This window comes from Caballeronia temeraria (genome assembly GCF_001544795.2).
In the GTDB taxonomy this organism is placed as follows: Bacteria; Pseudomonadota; Gammaproteobacteria; order Burkholderiales; family Burkholderiaceae; genus Caballeronia; species Caballeronia temeraria.
On the sequence record NZ_FCOI02000002.1, the window covers coordinates 235,418 to 249,827 of the forward strand.

The window sequence follows — 14,410 nt, forward strand, 5'->3', positions numbered from 1 at the left end:
CGACCGCGTTTCGCCAGAACGTTTGGGCGGGGGCATCGGGATGGTGATTGCAAATCCTGAAAAGACGGTTTCCGCGCGCAGCTTCGAGCTGGGCGTGACTTCGGGCTTCGACCGCTATTCGGTCGAGCATGGCGAGTTGACGCTGTCGAGCGTCTTTCAGCCGGTGTTCAGCTTGTCGCACATGCGTGCGGTCGGCTACGAGGGCTTATTGCGCGCGCACGATGCGCTCGATCGCCCGGTATCGCCGCTCGACGTGTTCGGGCAGGCTACGCGCGTCGGCGAAGCGTTGCAGATCGACCGGCTCGCTCAGGCGCTGCATCTCGAAAACTTCAAGATGCTCGGCGCGCGCGACGAGTGGCTCTTTCTCAACGTGCATCCCGGCGCGCTGACCGAGCCGTATCACGCGGCCTCGCTGCTCGCGAATCTGAAGCGCCTGAATCTGGAGCCGCGCCGCGTCGTGCTCGAAGTGCTCGAACAAAGCGCGGAAGATGTGGAACGGCTCGCGCTCGCGGTGCAGCAGTTCCGCGATCACGGCTTTCTCATCGCGCTCGACGATTTCGGCGCGGGACATACGAATATCGAGCGCATCTGGCAACTGGACCCGGATATCGTCAAGCTCGATCGCGTGATGCTTTCGCACGCCGGCCACAACGTGCACGCGCCGCTCTCCGCGCGCTCGCTCAAGCAGCGGCAGAACATGGAGGCGGTGCTGTCGGGGATCGTGTCGCTGCTGCACGAGGCGGGCAAGCTCGTGCTGATCGAAGGCGTCGAGACCGAGCACGAAGCGCAACTCGCGCTCGCGAGCGGCGCGGATTTCGTGCAGGGCTTTTTCTTCGCGCGGCCGCATCCGGGTCTCGCGGACAGCGTGCACGCGCAGAACGTGATCGGCGAGCTGACCGAGCGATATCGCTTGCAGACGGAAGCGCGCGAACGGCGCGTCGCGACGCGGCTTCAGCCGTACGTCCGCGCATTCGAGCGCGCGGCCGAGCGGCTCGCGGCGGGCGAACCGCTCGAAGAAGTGTGCTGGAATTTCCTCGCGCTCGATAACGCCGCGCGCTGCTTCCTGCTCGATCAGAACGGCAAGCAGGCCGGCCGCAACGTCGTGCTGCGCGCCGACCGCGCCGCGCACGAAGCGCGCTTTCTGCCGCTCATCGACGCGCAGGGCGCGAACTGGCTGCGTCGTCCGTATTTCCGTGCGGCGCTCGGCGACCCCGAGCGTGTGCATGTGACGAAGCCGTATCTGTCGATCAACGAAGCAATGCCCTGCGTCACGCTCTCCGTGGAGACGCGCGCGCAGGGCAAACGCTGCGTGCTGTGCGGCGATATCGACTGGCTGCCCGACGACGCCGACTAGTTACTTCGCCACGACGACCGGAATCCCCTTGAGCGATGCCGCGCCTTTCATCGAATCGATGGCGGCGCGCACCGCATCGCCCGTCGCCGCTTCGATGCCGATGCGTTTGGCGATATCGCGTTCGCCGCGCTTGACCATCGCGACGTTCGCGAGCTTCACGTGACCGTAGCCGCGCACCTTCTCGAACGACGCGGCGAGCGATTGAACGTCCTTCGCGGTGCCGGCATCCACGCGAGACAAGGCACGCGTCATCGTGATTTCGAAGTCGTCGGCGAGCTGGCGCTCCATGCGACGTTCGAGCGTCCGGCCGAAGACATCGAGCGCGGTGCCGCGCAGCGCGCGAATCTTCGCGAGGCCGCCGAGCACCGGCCACATCCACTGGCCGAACACTTTCTTCTTCGGCGCGCCGTGCGATAGCGCCGGCGGCGCGAGGTTGAACTTCACCGTGTAGCTTTCGCCCGCTGTGCCTTCGAACTGCGCCCCGAGCGCCGCGCGGAACGCCGGGTCCGCGTGCAGACGCGCGACTTCGTATTCGTCCTTCACGGCCAGCAGCTTGAAGAACGAAATCGCGATAGCCCGCGCAATCGCCTCGTTGCCCGCCGCCGCATTTACCAGCTTGCGATAACGCGCGACATATTTCGCGCCGCCATACGCGAGCAGCCGCGCTTCGCGATCGCGGATCAGATCGGGCAGCGACATCGCGTCCATCGTGACGCGCTTCGCCATCGCCTGCGCGGTCAGCGCGTCGAGCGCGGCCATGTCCGACGCCGCGAGACGGCCGATCGAAAACGCCAGCTTGTTCGCCGCGACCGCGACATTGTTCAGCTCGATCGCGCGCATCAGCGCCGCGAGCGACAGCGGCACGAGGCCCAGTTGCCACGCGAAGCCGAGCATCAGAATGTTCGCACCGATGGTATCGCCGAGAAAACGCTGCGCGAGCGCCTGCGCGTCGCAACTGCGCATGGCGTCGTGCGCGCCGGGACCAGCGGCGTGACGCATCTTGTCGAGCAGCGCATCCGCATGAAGATTCGCCTCGGGATTCTGCACGAAGCTCGCGTTCGGAATCGCGTGCGTATTCACGACGATCTTCGTGCGATCGTGCCGCACCGTCTGCAGCGCTTCCGGGCTCGCGCCGACGACCATGTCGCACGCGAGCAGCAAATCCGCCTGCTGCGTGTCGATGCGCACCTGGTTCAGCAGCGCATCCGTCGCGGCGAAGCGCACGAACGACAGCACCGAGCCGCCTTTCTGCGCGAAGCCCATGAAATCGAGCACCGATGCGCTCTTGCCTTCCAGATGCGCCGCCATGCTGATGAGCGCGCCCACGGTCACGACGCCCGTGCCGCCGACGCCTGTCACGAGAATGTCGTAAGGCGCGTTATCGAGATGACCTTGCGGCAGCGGCAGCGCATCGACGCGGCGCGCGAGTTCGGCGGGATCGAACGCGTGGCCTTCGGCTTTTTTCAGCTTCGCGCCTTCGACCGTGACGAAGCTCGGGCAGAAGCCGTTCACGCACGAATAATCCTTGTTGCACGACGACTGATCGATGCGGCGCTTGCGCCCCAGCTCCGTCTCCACCGGCTCGACGGACAGGCAATTCGACTGCACGCCGCAATCGCCGCAGCCTTCGCAGACGGCTTCGTTGATGAAAAGCCGCTTGTCCGGATCGGGAAACTCGCCCTTCTTGCGGCGGCGGCGCTTTTCGGCGGCGCACGTCTGATCGTAGATGAGCACGGTGACGCCCGGCGTGTCGCGCAGGCGGCGCTGCACGTCATCCAGTTCGCCGCGATGATGAAACGTCGTGCCGCGCGGAAACTGATCTTCGTGACCGATGTATTTCTCCGGCTCGTCGCTCACGACGACGAGCAGCGCGATGCCTTCCGCTTCCACCTGCCGCGCGATCTGCGGCACGGAGATGCTGCCGTCGACCGGCTGGCCGCCCGTCATCGCGACGGCGTCGTTATACAGAATCTTGTACGTGATGTTCGCCTTCGCGGCCACGGCCTGACGAATCGCGAGAATGCCCGAATGGAAGTACGTGCCGTCGCCGAGATTCTGAAAGACGTGCGGCGTCTTGGTGAACATCGAATGCGAGGCCCAGTCGACGCCTTCGCCGCCCATCTGGATCAGGCCGGTCGTGTCGCGCTCCATCCACGACGCCATGAAGTGACAGCCGATGCCCGCCTGCGCCACCGATCCTTCCGGCACCTTCGTCGACGTATTGTGCGGGCAGCCCGAGCAGAAATAGGGCGTGCGCTTCACGGCATCGGCGACATTCGAGAGGATTTGCGGCGCGACGAGATCGACCACTTTGTCGCGGCGATCGAGCGCCGGCTTGTGATGCGCGAGCCATTGCGCGAACACCGGCAGCACGCGCGACGGACGCAATTCGCCGAGCGCGGAAAGCAGTTGCGCACCGTCGCGCGCGTTCTTGCCGATCACGACCGGCCGCGCGCCGTCGACGCGGTTGTACAGATGATCCTTGATCTGCTGCTCGATGACCGGGCCTTTTTCCTCGATCACGAGCACTTCGCTCAAACCTTCGACGAAGCTTTCGAGCCGCGTCGTTTCGAGCGGATACGAGAGCCCGACCTTGTAGATGCGCACGCCCGCGCGGTCGAGATCGTCGACGGTGAGCTCGAGGCGGCGCAGCGCTTCCATCAGATCGAGATGCGCCTTGCCGCACGTCACGATGCCCACGTTCGCGCGCGGGCTCGGCGCGATCCATTTGTCGATGCTGTTCACGCGCGCGAAGTGGCGCACGGCGTCGATCTTCGCGGCGAGGCGCGCTTCGATCGTGAGGCTCGGCAGATCGGGCCAGCGGTTGTGCAGTCCACCTTGCGGCGGCGTGAAATCTTGTGGGGCTTTCCAGTCGAGCCTGAGCGCGTCGAGATCGACGGTCGAGCCGGATTCGACCGTCTCCGAAATCGCCTTGAAGCCGATCCACGCGCCCGAGAAGCGCGACAGCGCCCAGCCGTAGATGCCGAATTCCAGCATGTCCGCGACGTTCGACGGATTCACGACCGGCATGTGCCAGGAGATCATCGTCTGATCGCTCTGATGCGGCATCGACGACGACACGCAGCCGTGGTCGTCGCCCGCGACGACGAGCACGCCGCCATGCGGCGACGAACCGTACGCGTTGCCGTGCTTGAGCGCATCGCCGGCGCGATCAACGCCCGGGCCTTTGCCGTACCACATTGCGAACACGCCATCGACGGTGCGTTCCGCGTCCGATTCCACGCGCTGCGTGCCGAGCACGGCGGTGCCGCCGAGTTCTTCGTTGATCGCGGGCAAAAAGCGCACATCGTGCGACGCGAGCAGTTTCTTCGCTTTCCACAATTGCTGGTCGACCATGCCGAGCGGCGAGCCGCGATAGCCGCTGATGAAGCCGGCGGTGTTGAGACTCGCGGCGCGGTCGAGCTCGCGCTGCATCAGGACGAGGCGCACGAGCGCCTGCGTGCCGGTCAGGAAGATTCGGCCTTTGGTGGCGGAGAGGTTGTCGCTGAGTTGATAGTCGGACAGCGCGGGAGGAAAAAATGCATCGGCGGGGACGCGCGCGTTCATGGAATCTCCGATCAGTTTTTGGTATGTGAGGCAATGCGACATTCTTTGCCGACAAATGCGAAATGTTTTTGCGCACTTGCTGCCTTTAGGCACACATCGAGAAGCAACCGCCCTATTTTTGAGATGCGCGAGCGGAATTTTCTCGATCCGTCCGGGCTGCGCGTAAACCCGGATCGGGCGACGACGCATGAAGGGACTAACCTGAATGCCTCGAAAGCCAACCAGAACAACGCCGATGAAGCTCTTCTACTGGCCGAAGACGCGCGCCTTCCGCGCACTGTGGATGCTCGAAGAAATGCGCGTGCCGTATGACCTGGAATTCGTGAACATCCGCGCGGGCGCGCAGAACGATCCGAACTTTTGCCGCGTCAATCCGATGTCGAAGCTGCCCGCGCTGCAAGACGGCAGCGTGCGCGTGGCCGAATCGGGCGCGGTGCTGCTGTATCTCGCGGATCGCTACCCGGAGACTGCGCTCGGCGTGCCGCTGCACGATCCGTCGCGCGGACGCTTTTTGCAGTGGATGTTTTTCACCGGCTCGTGTCTCGAACCCGCGATGGCCGAACGCATGACCGGCGCGCAAGGCAACACGGTGAGTTTCGGATGGGGCGATCTCGCGCGCGTCGAGCACGCGATCGAGAACGCATTGGAAGAAGGTCCGTGGCTGCTCGGCGAGCAGTTCACCGCCGCCGATATTCTCGCGGCGAGCACGCTGCAGATCGCGTTCAAGGCGAAGCTGATCGAGCCGGAGGGCGTGCTCTTCGATTACGTCGAACGCTCGCTCGCGCGCGAAGGCTACGAGCGCGCGTCAGCGATCGACCGGCGCGAGGCCGAGCGGCTCGCGCTGAATGCGCACGTCGGTGTGGCGCATTCGTCGAATGAACATTGATTAAGGGAACGCGCGCGGCTTCGGAATGCCCGCGCCGGCCTCGATATCCGACACCGCCCGCTGATGCGCAAGCTCGACGGCTTCGGCCTTGTCGGCGAGACCGTCGTCGCCGCCGACAGTCGTCCACGTCTGCACCGCCTTGTCGTGATGACGGATCTCGTATTCCGCGTCCCAGCGCGATCCCTGAAGCTCGACCGGCCTCACGTGGATGGCGTAGACGCCGTACAGGAAGATCTGCTCAGGCATGATGTCCTCCGATGCAGGCGCCGCGCGGCCGCCTACAGTTCGATTTCCCCGAGGATGCGGTGCGCGAGCGCGCGCGCTTCGTTGAGCGCTTCTTCTTCGTTGCCCGATGCGGCTTCCACTTCGTAGAAGGTCGCTTCGGTATCCTCGCCGTCGTCGCGGGCGAGCGAGACAAGACCCTGGAACTGACCGCCGTCGATGGCGCGCACGCCGATCGTCGCGGTATAGATGCCTTTCGTGTAGGTAGTGTCTTCCATCAGGATTCGCCTCCAGGCAAGGACGAACCCATGCTAGCACGCTGATATGTAACGCGCGCGACGCTCATTCGAGCAAACTTTCGACCTCTTCCAGCGAAGGCGAATGCGCGCCCGAATGACGGCACGCGGCCGCGCCCGCCGCGAGCGCAAACTTCAGATGTTCGGGCCATTCGCCGTGACGCGCCATCAGGCTATAGAGCAATCCGCCGATGGACGCATCGCCCGCGCCGACCGTATCCGCCACTTCGACGCTCGGCGGACGCGCGCTGTACTGCTTGTCGCCGGCATAGAGCGTGGCTTCCGCCGAGCCGCGCGTGACGAGCACGGTGGCTTGGCGGTTCATCGAACGGATTTTGGCGAGCGCGTCTGCTTCGGGCATGCCCTTGAAAAGCATGTGCAGATCTTCGTCGGACACCTTGATGAGATCGGCGAGGCTTGCCATGTTGCGCAGGATCGGCTCGTAGTCGTGCTCCATCAGATTGCGATAGTTCGGATCGAAGCTGATCTTCACGCCGTGCTCGCGCAGCTGACGGGCGAGCGCGGCGAGCGTCGCGCCGAGCGGCTGGCGCACGAGGCTGATGCAGCCGAAATGCGCCCACTTCACGCGCTCCATCCAGCCTTGCGGCAGCCGCGAAGGATCGAACGCGAGATCCGCGCCGTTCTCGCCCATGAAGTAGTACGTGGGCGGCTGCGTCTTGTGGACGATCGCGAGCAGCGGCGGACGTTCGACGCGCTGCATGAAGCGCATGTCGAGACCCGACGCGACGCTCGCTTCCCAGAGATCGTCGGAGAAATTGTCCGTGCCGAGCGATCCGGCGCAGGCTGTAGGCAGGCCGAGCCGCGCGACTGCGCGCGCGACGTTCCAGCCCGCGCCGCCCGGACGCGAAAGCCAGCTCGACACGTCCGTACGGATCATGTCGGTGAGGATGTCGCCGGCGGAGACGAATTGGGGGAAGTTGGGTTGCTCGCTTGCCATCGTTGTCACCGTTGGTGTTGGGGCGAAGAAAGCGCGTTCAGCACTTCGTAGCACGCGCCCATCGTGTGATAGTCGGTCTTGCCGGCGGGACTTTTCTCGTCGCCGTACTTGCGGTTGTCGCACGTGAGAATGCGATACCACGCGCCGTATTCGTGATCGACGAAGTGGTTCCAGCTATAGCGCCAGAGTTCGTCGTAGCAGTCCCAGAAACGCTCGCGGCCCGTGCGCGCGCCGAGCAGCGCCGCCGCCGCGAAGCTTTCCGCCTGCACCCAGAAGTATTTGTCGTGGTCGCAGATGGTGTCGTCCGGGCCGAAACCGTAATAGAGGCCGCCGTGACGACTGTCCCACGCGCGGTTGAAGCCGGCGTCGAACAGTTCGACGGCGCGCGGTGCGAGCCAGGGCAGCGCGCGATGCCGTTCGAGGATCAGCAGCAGCTTCGCCCATTCGGTCTGGTGCCCCGGCTGAAAGCCCCACGGACGGAAAATGTTCGAGCTGTCCGATTCGTTGTAATGCCAGTCGACCGACCAGTCGCGATGAAAATGCTCCCACACCATGCCGTGCGACAGCTTCGCCTGCCGCAGCGTGATGTTGCCGGCGATCTTTTCCGCGCGGTCGAGATAGATGACGTGGCCGGTCGCCTCGTAGGCGGCGAGCAGCGCCTCGGTCGCGTGCATGTTCGCGTTCTGCCCGCGATAGTCCGAAAGCTGCCAGTCGGCCGTGGCTTCGTCGGCGTAGAGGCCGGCGTCGGCGTCCCAGAAGCGCTTTTCCATCAGCGCGAAGGTGTCGTCGATCATCGGCCTGGCTTCGTCGATGCCCGCCATCGCCGCATGCGCGCACGCGAGCAGCACGAACGCCGTGCCGTAGCAGTGGCGCGTGCCGTCGAGCGTGCGCTTCTGGCCGTCGCGCCACTCGATTTCCCAGTCGTAGCCCTCGTTCGCGGCGTCCCAGTGCGCGTCGCGCAGGAACTTGAACGCGTGGCGCGCGTCGTCCTGATAGGCCGCGTCGCCGAAGTGGCGGAACGCCATCGCGTAATTGAAGACGAAGCGCGTGCTGCTGACGAGATGGCGCGTCGTGCGGTCGTAGACGCTGCCGTCGTCCTTGAAGAAATGGAAGAAGCCGCCGGACGGGTCGCGCGCGTTGGGCGCGTAGAACGCGAGCGTGTCGCGCACGTGCGAGAGCAGGAAGTCGCGGCTGCGGAAGTCGATCGCGCGTTCCGCTGGCGCGCGTTCCGCGATGGCAGGTGAGGCGGTCATATTCATGGCGTGCTGATGTCCTGTTTCGTGCCCGAACTCGCGCGAGGAACGAAATTGACGGCGACGAGCGTGTCGGCCTGGCTCGGCGGGCTCGATTGATCTTCCAACAGCAATTCGACGCCGCGGCGCCCGAGCGCTTCCTTGTCGACGCTCACGGTCGAGAGCGGCGGCGTGCTTTGCGCGGCGGCCGGAATATCGTCGAAACCGACGAACGCGATGTCGTCCGGCACCCGCAACCCGTGCGCGAGGCAGACGCGCATCGCGGCGAGGGCCGCTGCATCGTTATAGGCGAAAACGGCGTCGGGCAGGGGACTGGATTGCGCGCGGGCGTCGGCGATCAGGCGTTCCATCGCGTCGGCGGCGGCGAGATCGGCGGTCAGGCCGGGCTGGGTCATGATTTCGAGCATCGGATCGAAAAGCTGGCCGGCATCGAAATACGCCTTCCGATAGCCGAGCGCACGTTGCGCGATGCTGTAATGCGCGAGCGATCCGCCGATGAACGCAATCCGCCGCCGCCCTTGCGCGAACAGATGCTGCATGGCGAGCGACGCGCCTTTCACGTTGTCGATATTCACCGACCGGAATCCCGGCGCGCGCAGATCGATCAGCACGGTGGGCCGCGCGAGCGAATGCAGGTGCGCGAGCAGTTCCGGCTCGACGAAACCCGCGACCGCGATGGCGTCCGGCGCGTGCAGGCGCATCTGCTGGGCGAGATCGTGCGTCGGACCGGCGGCGAGCACCGACGGCACGAGCCGCCGCTCGCGGCAGGCTTCCTCGAAGCCGTTCAGCACATGCGAGAAAAACGGGCTGACGGCGAAATTGTTGTGCTGCCGATGCAGCAGAAAGGTCACGCGACGAATGCGCGTGCGCAATTGCGCCGAGTCGTAGCCGAGCTGCTGCGCGACTTCGACGACTCGTACGCGCGTGGCTTCTGACAAGCCCGGCTGATTCTTGAGCGCGCGCGACACCGTCCCGATCGAGACGCTTGCCGCACGCGCGACATCGCGAATGGTGGTGGCCATCTTGGTGTTTCCAGTCTCCGCTTTTTCGCCTTGTTCCCGGCGGACGCGGTGTTTATCGCGTTCGTCCAGTTCGCTTATTGGAGGCGATTGTATAGTAAAGATGCATGAAAGATCGTCGCGAAGAGACTGGAGAAAACCAGTAGAACCTTGTTATATATGAGATTCCTTGCGATTTGTTTGTTTAGTAAAAATTGGGAAACGCTATGGCGCTTCCCGGTCGTGAATCGACCGCTTGTCGGGCGTCCATACGTCTAGGATCAGATCGTCGTCCCAGTAGTGACTCAGCAGCGGAAGGCTCATGCGGCCGCGCAGTTTCGCGTGCACGTCATCGCCGTTCTGCAGCCAGCCGTCGATCGGCCGACGCCAGTGACACGCGACGACTGCGCCGTCACGCGACAAGGTCTGATGAATGTGCTCAACGATATGCCAGAGCTGCGGCTCGTCAAGGTAATAGCCGATCTCGCTGATCACGACGAGATCAAGCTTGCCGTCCGGCCAGATATCGGGCAACAGCATTTGCTGAACTTTCACGTTCTGATAGTCCGCGACGCGCTGCCGCGTCAGCGCGACTGCGTCCTCTGCGATGTCGGTGGCGATCAGCTCGTCGCAGCGCGCCGCGAGCAGGGCGGTCAGCTCGCCGTTACCGCAGCCCGGCTCGAACGCGCGCGCGTAGCGTTCATGCGGAAGCGAGGCGAGCAGAAGCGCACGCTTGCGCCGTTCATACCAGCGATTTCTGATTTTCCAGGGATCGTCATTATCTTGATAAAGATCATCGAAGTACTGCTTAGTATTGTTGCTGGTGTTGTTCATATGAGTACGACTTCGAAAGGCCGGGTCAGCCTGGCCAATACATGCTCGGGCAGCACGGGTGCCTGCCCGGTTGTAGCGTCGGGGTCGAGCTGGCTTCGAAAAGCCTGCACGGCCCGAAGCTTCCGGGCATGCGTGGCGCCGTCGAGGACGATGCGGCGGGCACGGCTCCATGGCACGCGCGTATCGTCCGGCGACGCCCAGTGCCAGGTCCAGAGCGGCACTTCCACGCAGGGCAGGTCGAGCGCCTGTGCCGCGGATTGTACGGCGCGCCCGGCTGCCTCGTGGTCGGGGTGCCCATCATAGCGCCAAGTGGTGAAAACTATATCGCCCGGTTGAAGAAATTCTGATAGGGCTCCTGACAAGCTGGCTTCGATTCGATGGTGATCGCCGTCCTGAAGACCGAGCCTCGCCACCTGAACCTGACGCAGACGCAGACGTTGCAGTGCCGCCCTCGTTTCCTGCGGGCGCACGCGTGCAAGGCGCTCAGGCGGCCATTCGGACGATTTCGGGTGGCTCGCGGTGCCGTCCGTCACGGCGACGATGAGAATCTGCCGGCTGATTTCCGATAGACGCGCGAGCAGGCCGCCGGTGCCGAGGATTTCATCGTCGGGGTGTGGGGCAACTACGACAGCGCGTCCACCGAACGGCACGAGTTCGGCCGGATCGACTTCCGGCAGTGCATTGAGACGCGCCCATCCTTGCCATGCGGCTTCAGGCGTGCCTTCGCCGGAAATGGCGCGATCGATGGCCGTGTTTTCGGCGGGTGTTTGCGTGGTCACACTTGCCATGAAATCTCTTCCCCCTCTATGACGCGCGCGGCGAGCGCTGCTTCGTCCCGCTCGGCGTGGCTTTGCCGGATAAATACCGGCAGATCGGCCATGAGTTGCGCGAAGTGCGCGTCGCGGCACAGCGGACCGGCGCCCAGTGCGCGGCCGGCGCGCTCCACGACCAGCGCGGCCGCCCGTTCCGCGGCGAGGCGGGCGCGCATCGTGTGCGCCATGACGTCGGCGTGCGGCTCACGGTCGATGAACGCCGCCGTTTCGCGCAGCAACGCGGCCGTGGCCGACAACGCGGTGTCGATGGCGCCGAGATGCGCGAGCTTATGCGGTTCTGCCCGGCGCTTCGCGTCGCGCGCGACGAACGCCGCGATGTCCGCTGCCGCGCCGAACCAGCACGCGGCAATCCCCGCGCCGCCTTGCCAGAAGCCGGGGCGCTCGAGATACGCGCGTGGCGCACCGACGATTCGCGCGGGCACGCGCTCGAAACGCACGTCGACACTCGCGCTCGCTTTCATACCGACGGCTTGCCATCCGGCGTTGGTGATCTCGACGCCGTCCTGCCGCAGATCGACGGCGGCGAGCACCGGTTCGTCACGCTCGTTCCATGCGGTCACGAGCGCACGCGTGACCGATGCCGCGCCGGAGCACCATGCCTTCGTGCCTTCCAGAAACACGGTCTGTGAATCGCTGCCTGCCAGCGCCGATAACCGTGCGCTCGGCGGCTCGGCGGCCCAGACTGCCCATGCGCTGCCGTCCTCCGGTTGTGTACCGTCGAGTTCGGCGAGGATCGCGAGCGCGTCCGTGTGGCCTTCGTAGAGTTTGACGAGCGAAAGATCGAACGCCGCGACCGCGCCCAGCGCGCGCCAGCGCTCAGCCGTATCGCCGCGCCCCGGCAAAGGCAGGCGATCCAGACCCGCGCCGATCAGCGCATGCAGCGCGCGGCCTGCGTCTTCGGCACTGTTGCGCCGATACGGCATCTCGGCGAGAAAGCCCTGCAACGCGCATAACGTCGCATGTTGTTCGACGTTGTTCATGGCTTCTCGCGCCGCTGAAGGGTGATGCGTTGTATCCACATGGCGTGTCCTGTCCATTTCTTTGCGGTTCTGAACAAGAGTGTGGCAAGGGACATGCCCGCACGCTATTCAGCCGAACGGCGTAGGCCGAAGTGCCGGACGCGCGGCAGCGCATTTTCGTAAATAGATGAGAGGCATCAGGTTTTCCGGCCTACGCCATTCGGCCGAGTCGACGCCGGCGTGCAGCCGGGTTCAAATGAGCAAAAGGCCGCGCAGGGCGGCCTTCTGAAGGATGAAAGATGATGAACCTAAGGAGTGGTTCAGCGGCGGGCGGGCGCTCCGACGCTCTTGCCTTCGCGCGCCGTGTCGGGCGCGGTCTTGCGTGCACCCCAGCGCTGCGCGAGCACTGCGCAGACCATCAACTGAATCTGGTGGAACAGCATGAGCGGCAGCACGACCGCGCCGACGGCATGCGACGCGAAAATGACCTTCGCCATCGGAATGCCGGAGGCGAGACTCTTTTTCGAGCCGCAGAAGATGATCGTGATCTGGTCCGCGCGGGAAAAGCCAAGGCGCTTGGCCGTGAATGCCGTAATAAACAGCGCGGCCGCCAGCAGCAGGATATTGACCGCGAGCAGCCCCGCGAGCGTCGAGAGGGAGATCGAGTGCCAGATGCCTTCGTTGACGGCCTCGCTGAACGCGACATACACGACGAGCAGGATCGAGCCCTGATCGACGAATTTGAGCAGCGCGCGATGCTTGTCGATCCATTTGCCGATAGCCGGCCGCAGCAATTGCCCCGCGATGAACGGCACGAGCAATTGCAGCGTGATATTGCCCACCGTGTGCCACGGCGAGCCGGTCGTCGCGCCGTGATTGCTCACCACCAGCCCGACGAGCGCCGGCGTGATGAAAATGCCGAGCAGGCTCGACGCGGACGCGCTGCAGACGGCTGCCGGCACGTTGCCCTTCGCCATCGACGTGAACGCAATGGACGATTGCACCGTGGACGGCAGCGTGCAAAGGAACAGGATGCCGGTGTAGAGCGCGGGTGTGACGAGCGGCATCAGCACCGGCTTGAGCACGAGGCCGAGCAGCGGGAAGAGCGCGAAGGTGCTGAGCAGCACGACCAGATGCAGCCGCCAGTGCGTCGCACCGGCCACGATCGCCTCGCGGGACAGCTTTGCTCCGTGCAGGAAGAACAGCAACCCGATGGCGACGTTAGTGATCCAGTTGAACGCCACCGCCGCGCTGCCGCGGCACGGCAGAACGCTGGCGATGATGACAGTGCCGACAAGCGCCAGCGTGAAGTTGTCGGGAAGAAGTTTGGGCCGTGCCATCAAAGGATCTCGTACCTGGACACGCCGGGCGCGCTGCGCGGCGTTGTGTGCGTCAAGTCAGGAAAAACCATGATTCTCGCTTGTACCCGATTAAATTGGCAAATTCATTTACTGGATCGATTGATTCCCGATGCGCATGAAAGCACGGTTTCCACCGCGCAGGCCGGAAGTTCGAGTCAGCAACATTCGGGCCGGAAACCCGTCAATTTGGGCACCGGAGAATCATCAGACAAGCATAATTTTTCGTAACATGATTGGTGGTCCGAAACGGTCGGCAAACGCGAAAAACTCTGACGTAACATAGTGTTACAACCATCGAGCAGGCCTAACACTTTTTGGCTCGACTGCCGCCGCGGCTCGAAATAAATTGTTGAATACACCGGTTGGCGGGTTTTTGCATCACCCGATGCAATGGCTCGATTGTTCCGACTACGGCCGGTTGCCCGTCTGGATCGAAAGCCCTGCGCTTTCGTCGAGCGGGCGGGAATATCGTCGGACCAGGCTGTTTCGACATGGCGCTCATAAGCATTCGCAAGACTACCCGGCTTTTCGCATCCGCAGCGCTTGGCGCGCTCGCGGTGGCGGGTTCGCTTGCGCTTGCGGGGCCGCGCGTCGAGTGGCTGTCGTCGGCGGTATTCAACGATTCGGCGGCCAGCCGGCAATCGCTGCATTACACGCCGGTCGCCGCGAAAGACGGTTTGACGCCCGTGAGCGCCGAAGTCCGTCCCGGCCCGCGTGCCGATCAGGCGGTGCCCATGCGCGGCGCGGGTTCCATTCGCGCCGACATCACGCGCTACAACGAAGAGCGCAGCCTTCCACGCCCGCCCGGGCGTCCAGCGGACGACGGCCGCGCGCCGGCGAACGGCAACTATCGCAACTGATCCCAGAGTCTCCCCGACACTTGGCTAAC

13 protein-coding genes are annotated in these 14,410 nt (G+C 64.4%); 3 read left to right on the forward strand and 10 right to left on the reverse strand.

The annotated features are described in order from the left end of the window. Positions 1-40 precede the first annotated feature (40 nt). Entirely contained in the window at positions 41-1,354 is a 1,314-nt protein-coding gene (locus AWB76_RS03555; RefSeq protein WP_061159000.1) for an EAL domain-containing protein, read from the forward strand. Here the strand turns inward: AWB76_RS03555 and AWB76_RS03560 are convergent, their stop codons facing one another. Continuing rightward, positions 1,355-4,921: an indolepyruvate ferredoxin oxidoreductase family protein gene (locus AWB76_RS03560; protein WP_061159001.1), complete on the reverse strand. Its 3,567-nt coding sequence runs from the start codon at positions 4,919-4,921 to the stop codon at positions 1,355-1,357. 235 nt (positions 4,922-5,156) lie between these two features. Here AWB76_RS03560 and AWB76_RS03565 point away from each other — a divergent pair, with 235 nt between their 5' ends. Next, the gene (locus AWB76_RS03565; protein WP_061158738.1) at positions 5,157-5,807 is read left to right on the forward strand and encodes a glutathione S-transferase family protein; all 651 of its coding nucleotides are present in this window, start codon (positions 5,157-5,159) and stop codon (positions 5,805-5,807) included. On the opposite strand, the gene AWB76_RS03570 is transcribed toward AWB76_RS03565, so the two are convergent. The 9 genes from AWB76_RS03570 to AWB76_RS03610 form a co-directional block, all read right to left on the reverse strand. Beyond that, positions 5,808-6,053: a hypothetical protein gene (locus AWB76_RS03570; RefSeq protein WP_061158739.1), complete on the reverse strand. Its 246-nt coding sequence runs from the start codon at positions 6,051-6,053 to the stop codon at positions 5,808-5,810. Positions 6,054-6,085: 32 nt separating this feature from the next. Beyond that, a complete protein-coding gene (locus AWB76_RS03575; protein ID WP_061158740.1) occupies positions 6,086-6,307 on the reverse strand; it encodes a hypothetical protein in 222 nt (73 codons plus the stop codon). 64 nt (positions 6,308-6,371) lie between these two features. Beyond that, complete coding sequence (locus AWB76_RS03580) at positions 6,372-7,283, reverse strand: carbohydrate kinase family protein (RefSeq protein WP_061158741.1); 912 nt, start codon at positions 7,281-7,283, stop codon at positions 6,372-6,374. A 5-nt stretch (positions 7,284-7,288) separates the two neighbouring features. Continuing rightward, entirely contained in the window at positions 7,289-8,542 is a 1,254-nt protein-coding gene (locus AWB76_RS03585) for an AGE family epimerase/isomerase (protein WP_061158742.1), read from the reverse strand. After that, entirely contained in the window at positions 8,539-9,558 is a 1,020-nt protein-coding gene (locus AWB76_RS03590; protein WP_061158743.1) for a LacI family DNA-binding transcriptional regulator, read from the reverse strand. The genes AWB76_RS03585 and AWB76_RS03590 overlap by 4 nt, the downstream gene beginning before the upstream one ends. Positions 9,559-9,759: 201 nt before the next feature. After that, positions 9,760-10,368, reverse strand: a complete 609-nt coding sequence (locus tag AWB76_RS03595) for a class I SAM-dependent methyltransferase (protein WP_061158744.1) — start codon at positions 10,366-10,368, stop codon at positions 9,760-9,762. Next, positions 10,365-11,156 (reverse strand): PIG-L deacetylase family protein, encoded by a 792-nt coding sequence (locus AWB76_RS03600; RefSeq protein WP_061158745.1) that lies wholly within the window; start codon positions 11,154-11,156, stop codon positions 10,365-10,367. The genes AWB76_RS03595 and AWB76_RS03600 overlap by 4 nt, the downstream gene beginning before the upstream one ends. Further along, positions 11,144-12,181, reverse strand: coding sequence for an acyl-CoA dehydrogenase family protein (locus AWB76_RS03605; protein WP_061158746.1), 1,038 nt, complete (start codon positions 12,179-12,181; stop codon positions 11,144-11,146). The genes AWB76_RS03600 and AWB76_RS03605 overlap by 13 nt, the downstream gene beginning before the upstream one ends. A 299-nt stretch (positions 12,182-12,480) precedes the next feature. Continuing rightward, positions 12,481-13,500: a bile acid:sodium symporter family protein gene (locus AWB76_RS03610; RefSeq protein WP_061158747.1), complete on the reverse strand. Its 1,020-nt coding sequence runs from the start codon at positions 13,498-13,500 to the stop codon at positions 12,481-12,483. Positions 13,501-14,012: 512 nt separating this feature from the next. Between AWB76_RS03610 and AWB76_RS03615 the strand changes: the two genes are divergently transcribed. Beyond that, the gene (locus AWB76_RS03615) at positions 14,013-14,381 is read left to right on the forward strand and encodes a hypothetical protein (protein WP_061158748.1); all 369 of its coding nucleotides are present in this window, start codon (positions 14,013-14,015) and stop codon (positions 14,379-14,381) included. The last annotated feature ends 29 nt before the right edge of the window (positions 14,382-14,410 follow it).

Bases quoted from the DNA above. Each gene is read 5' to 3' on its own strand.
- AWB76_RS03555 (WP_061159000.1), top strand. From the start codon at position 41: ATGGTGATTGCAAATCCTGAAAAGACGGTTTCCGCGCGCAGCTTCGAG.
- AWB76_RS03560 (WP_061159001.1), bottom strand. From the start codon at position 4,921: ATGAACGCGCGCGTCCCCGCCGATGCATTTTTTCCTCCCGCGCTGTCC.
- AWB76_RS03565 (WP_061158738.1), top strand. From the start codon at position 5,157: ATGAAGCTCTTCTACTGGCCGAAGACGCGCGCCTTCCGCGCACTGTGG.
- AWB76_RS03570 (WP_061158739.1), bottom strand. From the start codon at position 6,053: ATGCCTGAGCAGATCTTCCTGTACGGCGTCTACGCCATCCACGTGAGG.
- AWB76_RS03575 (WP_061158740.1), bottom strand. From the start codon at position 6,307: ATGGAAGACACTACCTACACGAAAGGCATCTATACCGCGACGATCGGC.
- AWB76_RS03580 (WP_061158741.1), bottom strand. From the start codon at position 7,283: ATGGCAAGCGAGCAACCCAACTTCCCCCAATTCGTCTCCGCCGGCGAC.
- AWB76_RS03585 (WP_061158742.1), bottom strand. From the start codon at position 8,542: ATGAATATGACCGCCTCACCTGCCATCGCGGAACGCGCGCCAGCGGAA.
- AWB76_RS03590 (WP_061158743.1), bottom strand. From the start codon at position 9,558: ATGGCCACCACCATTCGCGATGTCGCGCGTGCGGCAAGCGTCTCGATC.
- AWB76_RS03595 (WP_061158744.1), bottom strand. From the start codon at position 10,368: ATGAACAACACCAGCAACAATACTAAGCAGTACTTCGATGATCTTTAT.
- AWB76_RS03600 (WP_061158745.1), bottom strand. From the start codon at position 11,156: ATGGCAAGTGTGACCACGCAAACACCCGCCGAAAACACGGCCATCGAT.
- AWB76_RS03605 (WP_061158746.1), bottom strand. From the start codon at position 12,181: ATGAACAACGTCGAACAACATGCGACGTTATGCGCGTTGCAGGGCTTT.
- AWB76_RS03610 (WP_061158747.1), bottom strand. From the start codon at position 13,500: ATGGCACGGCCCAAACTTCTTCCCGACAACTTCACGCTGGCGCTTGTC.
- AWB76_RS03615 (WP_061158748.1), top strand. From the start codon at position 14,013: ATGGCGCTCATAAGCATTCGCAAGACTACCCGGCTTTTCGCATCCGCA.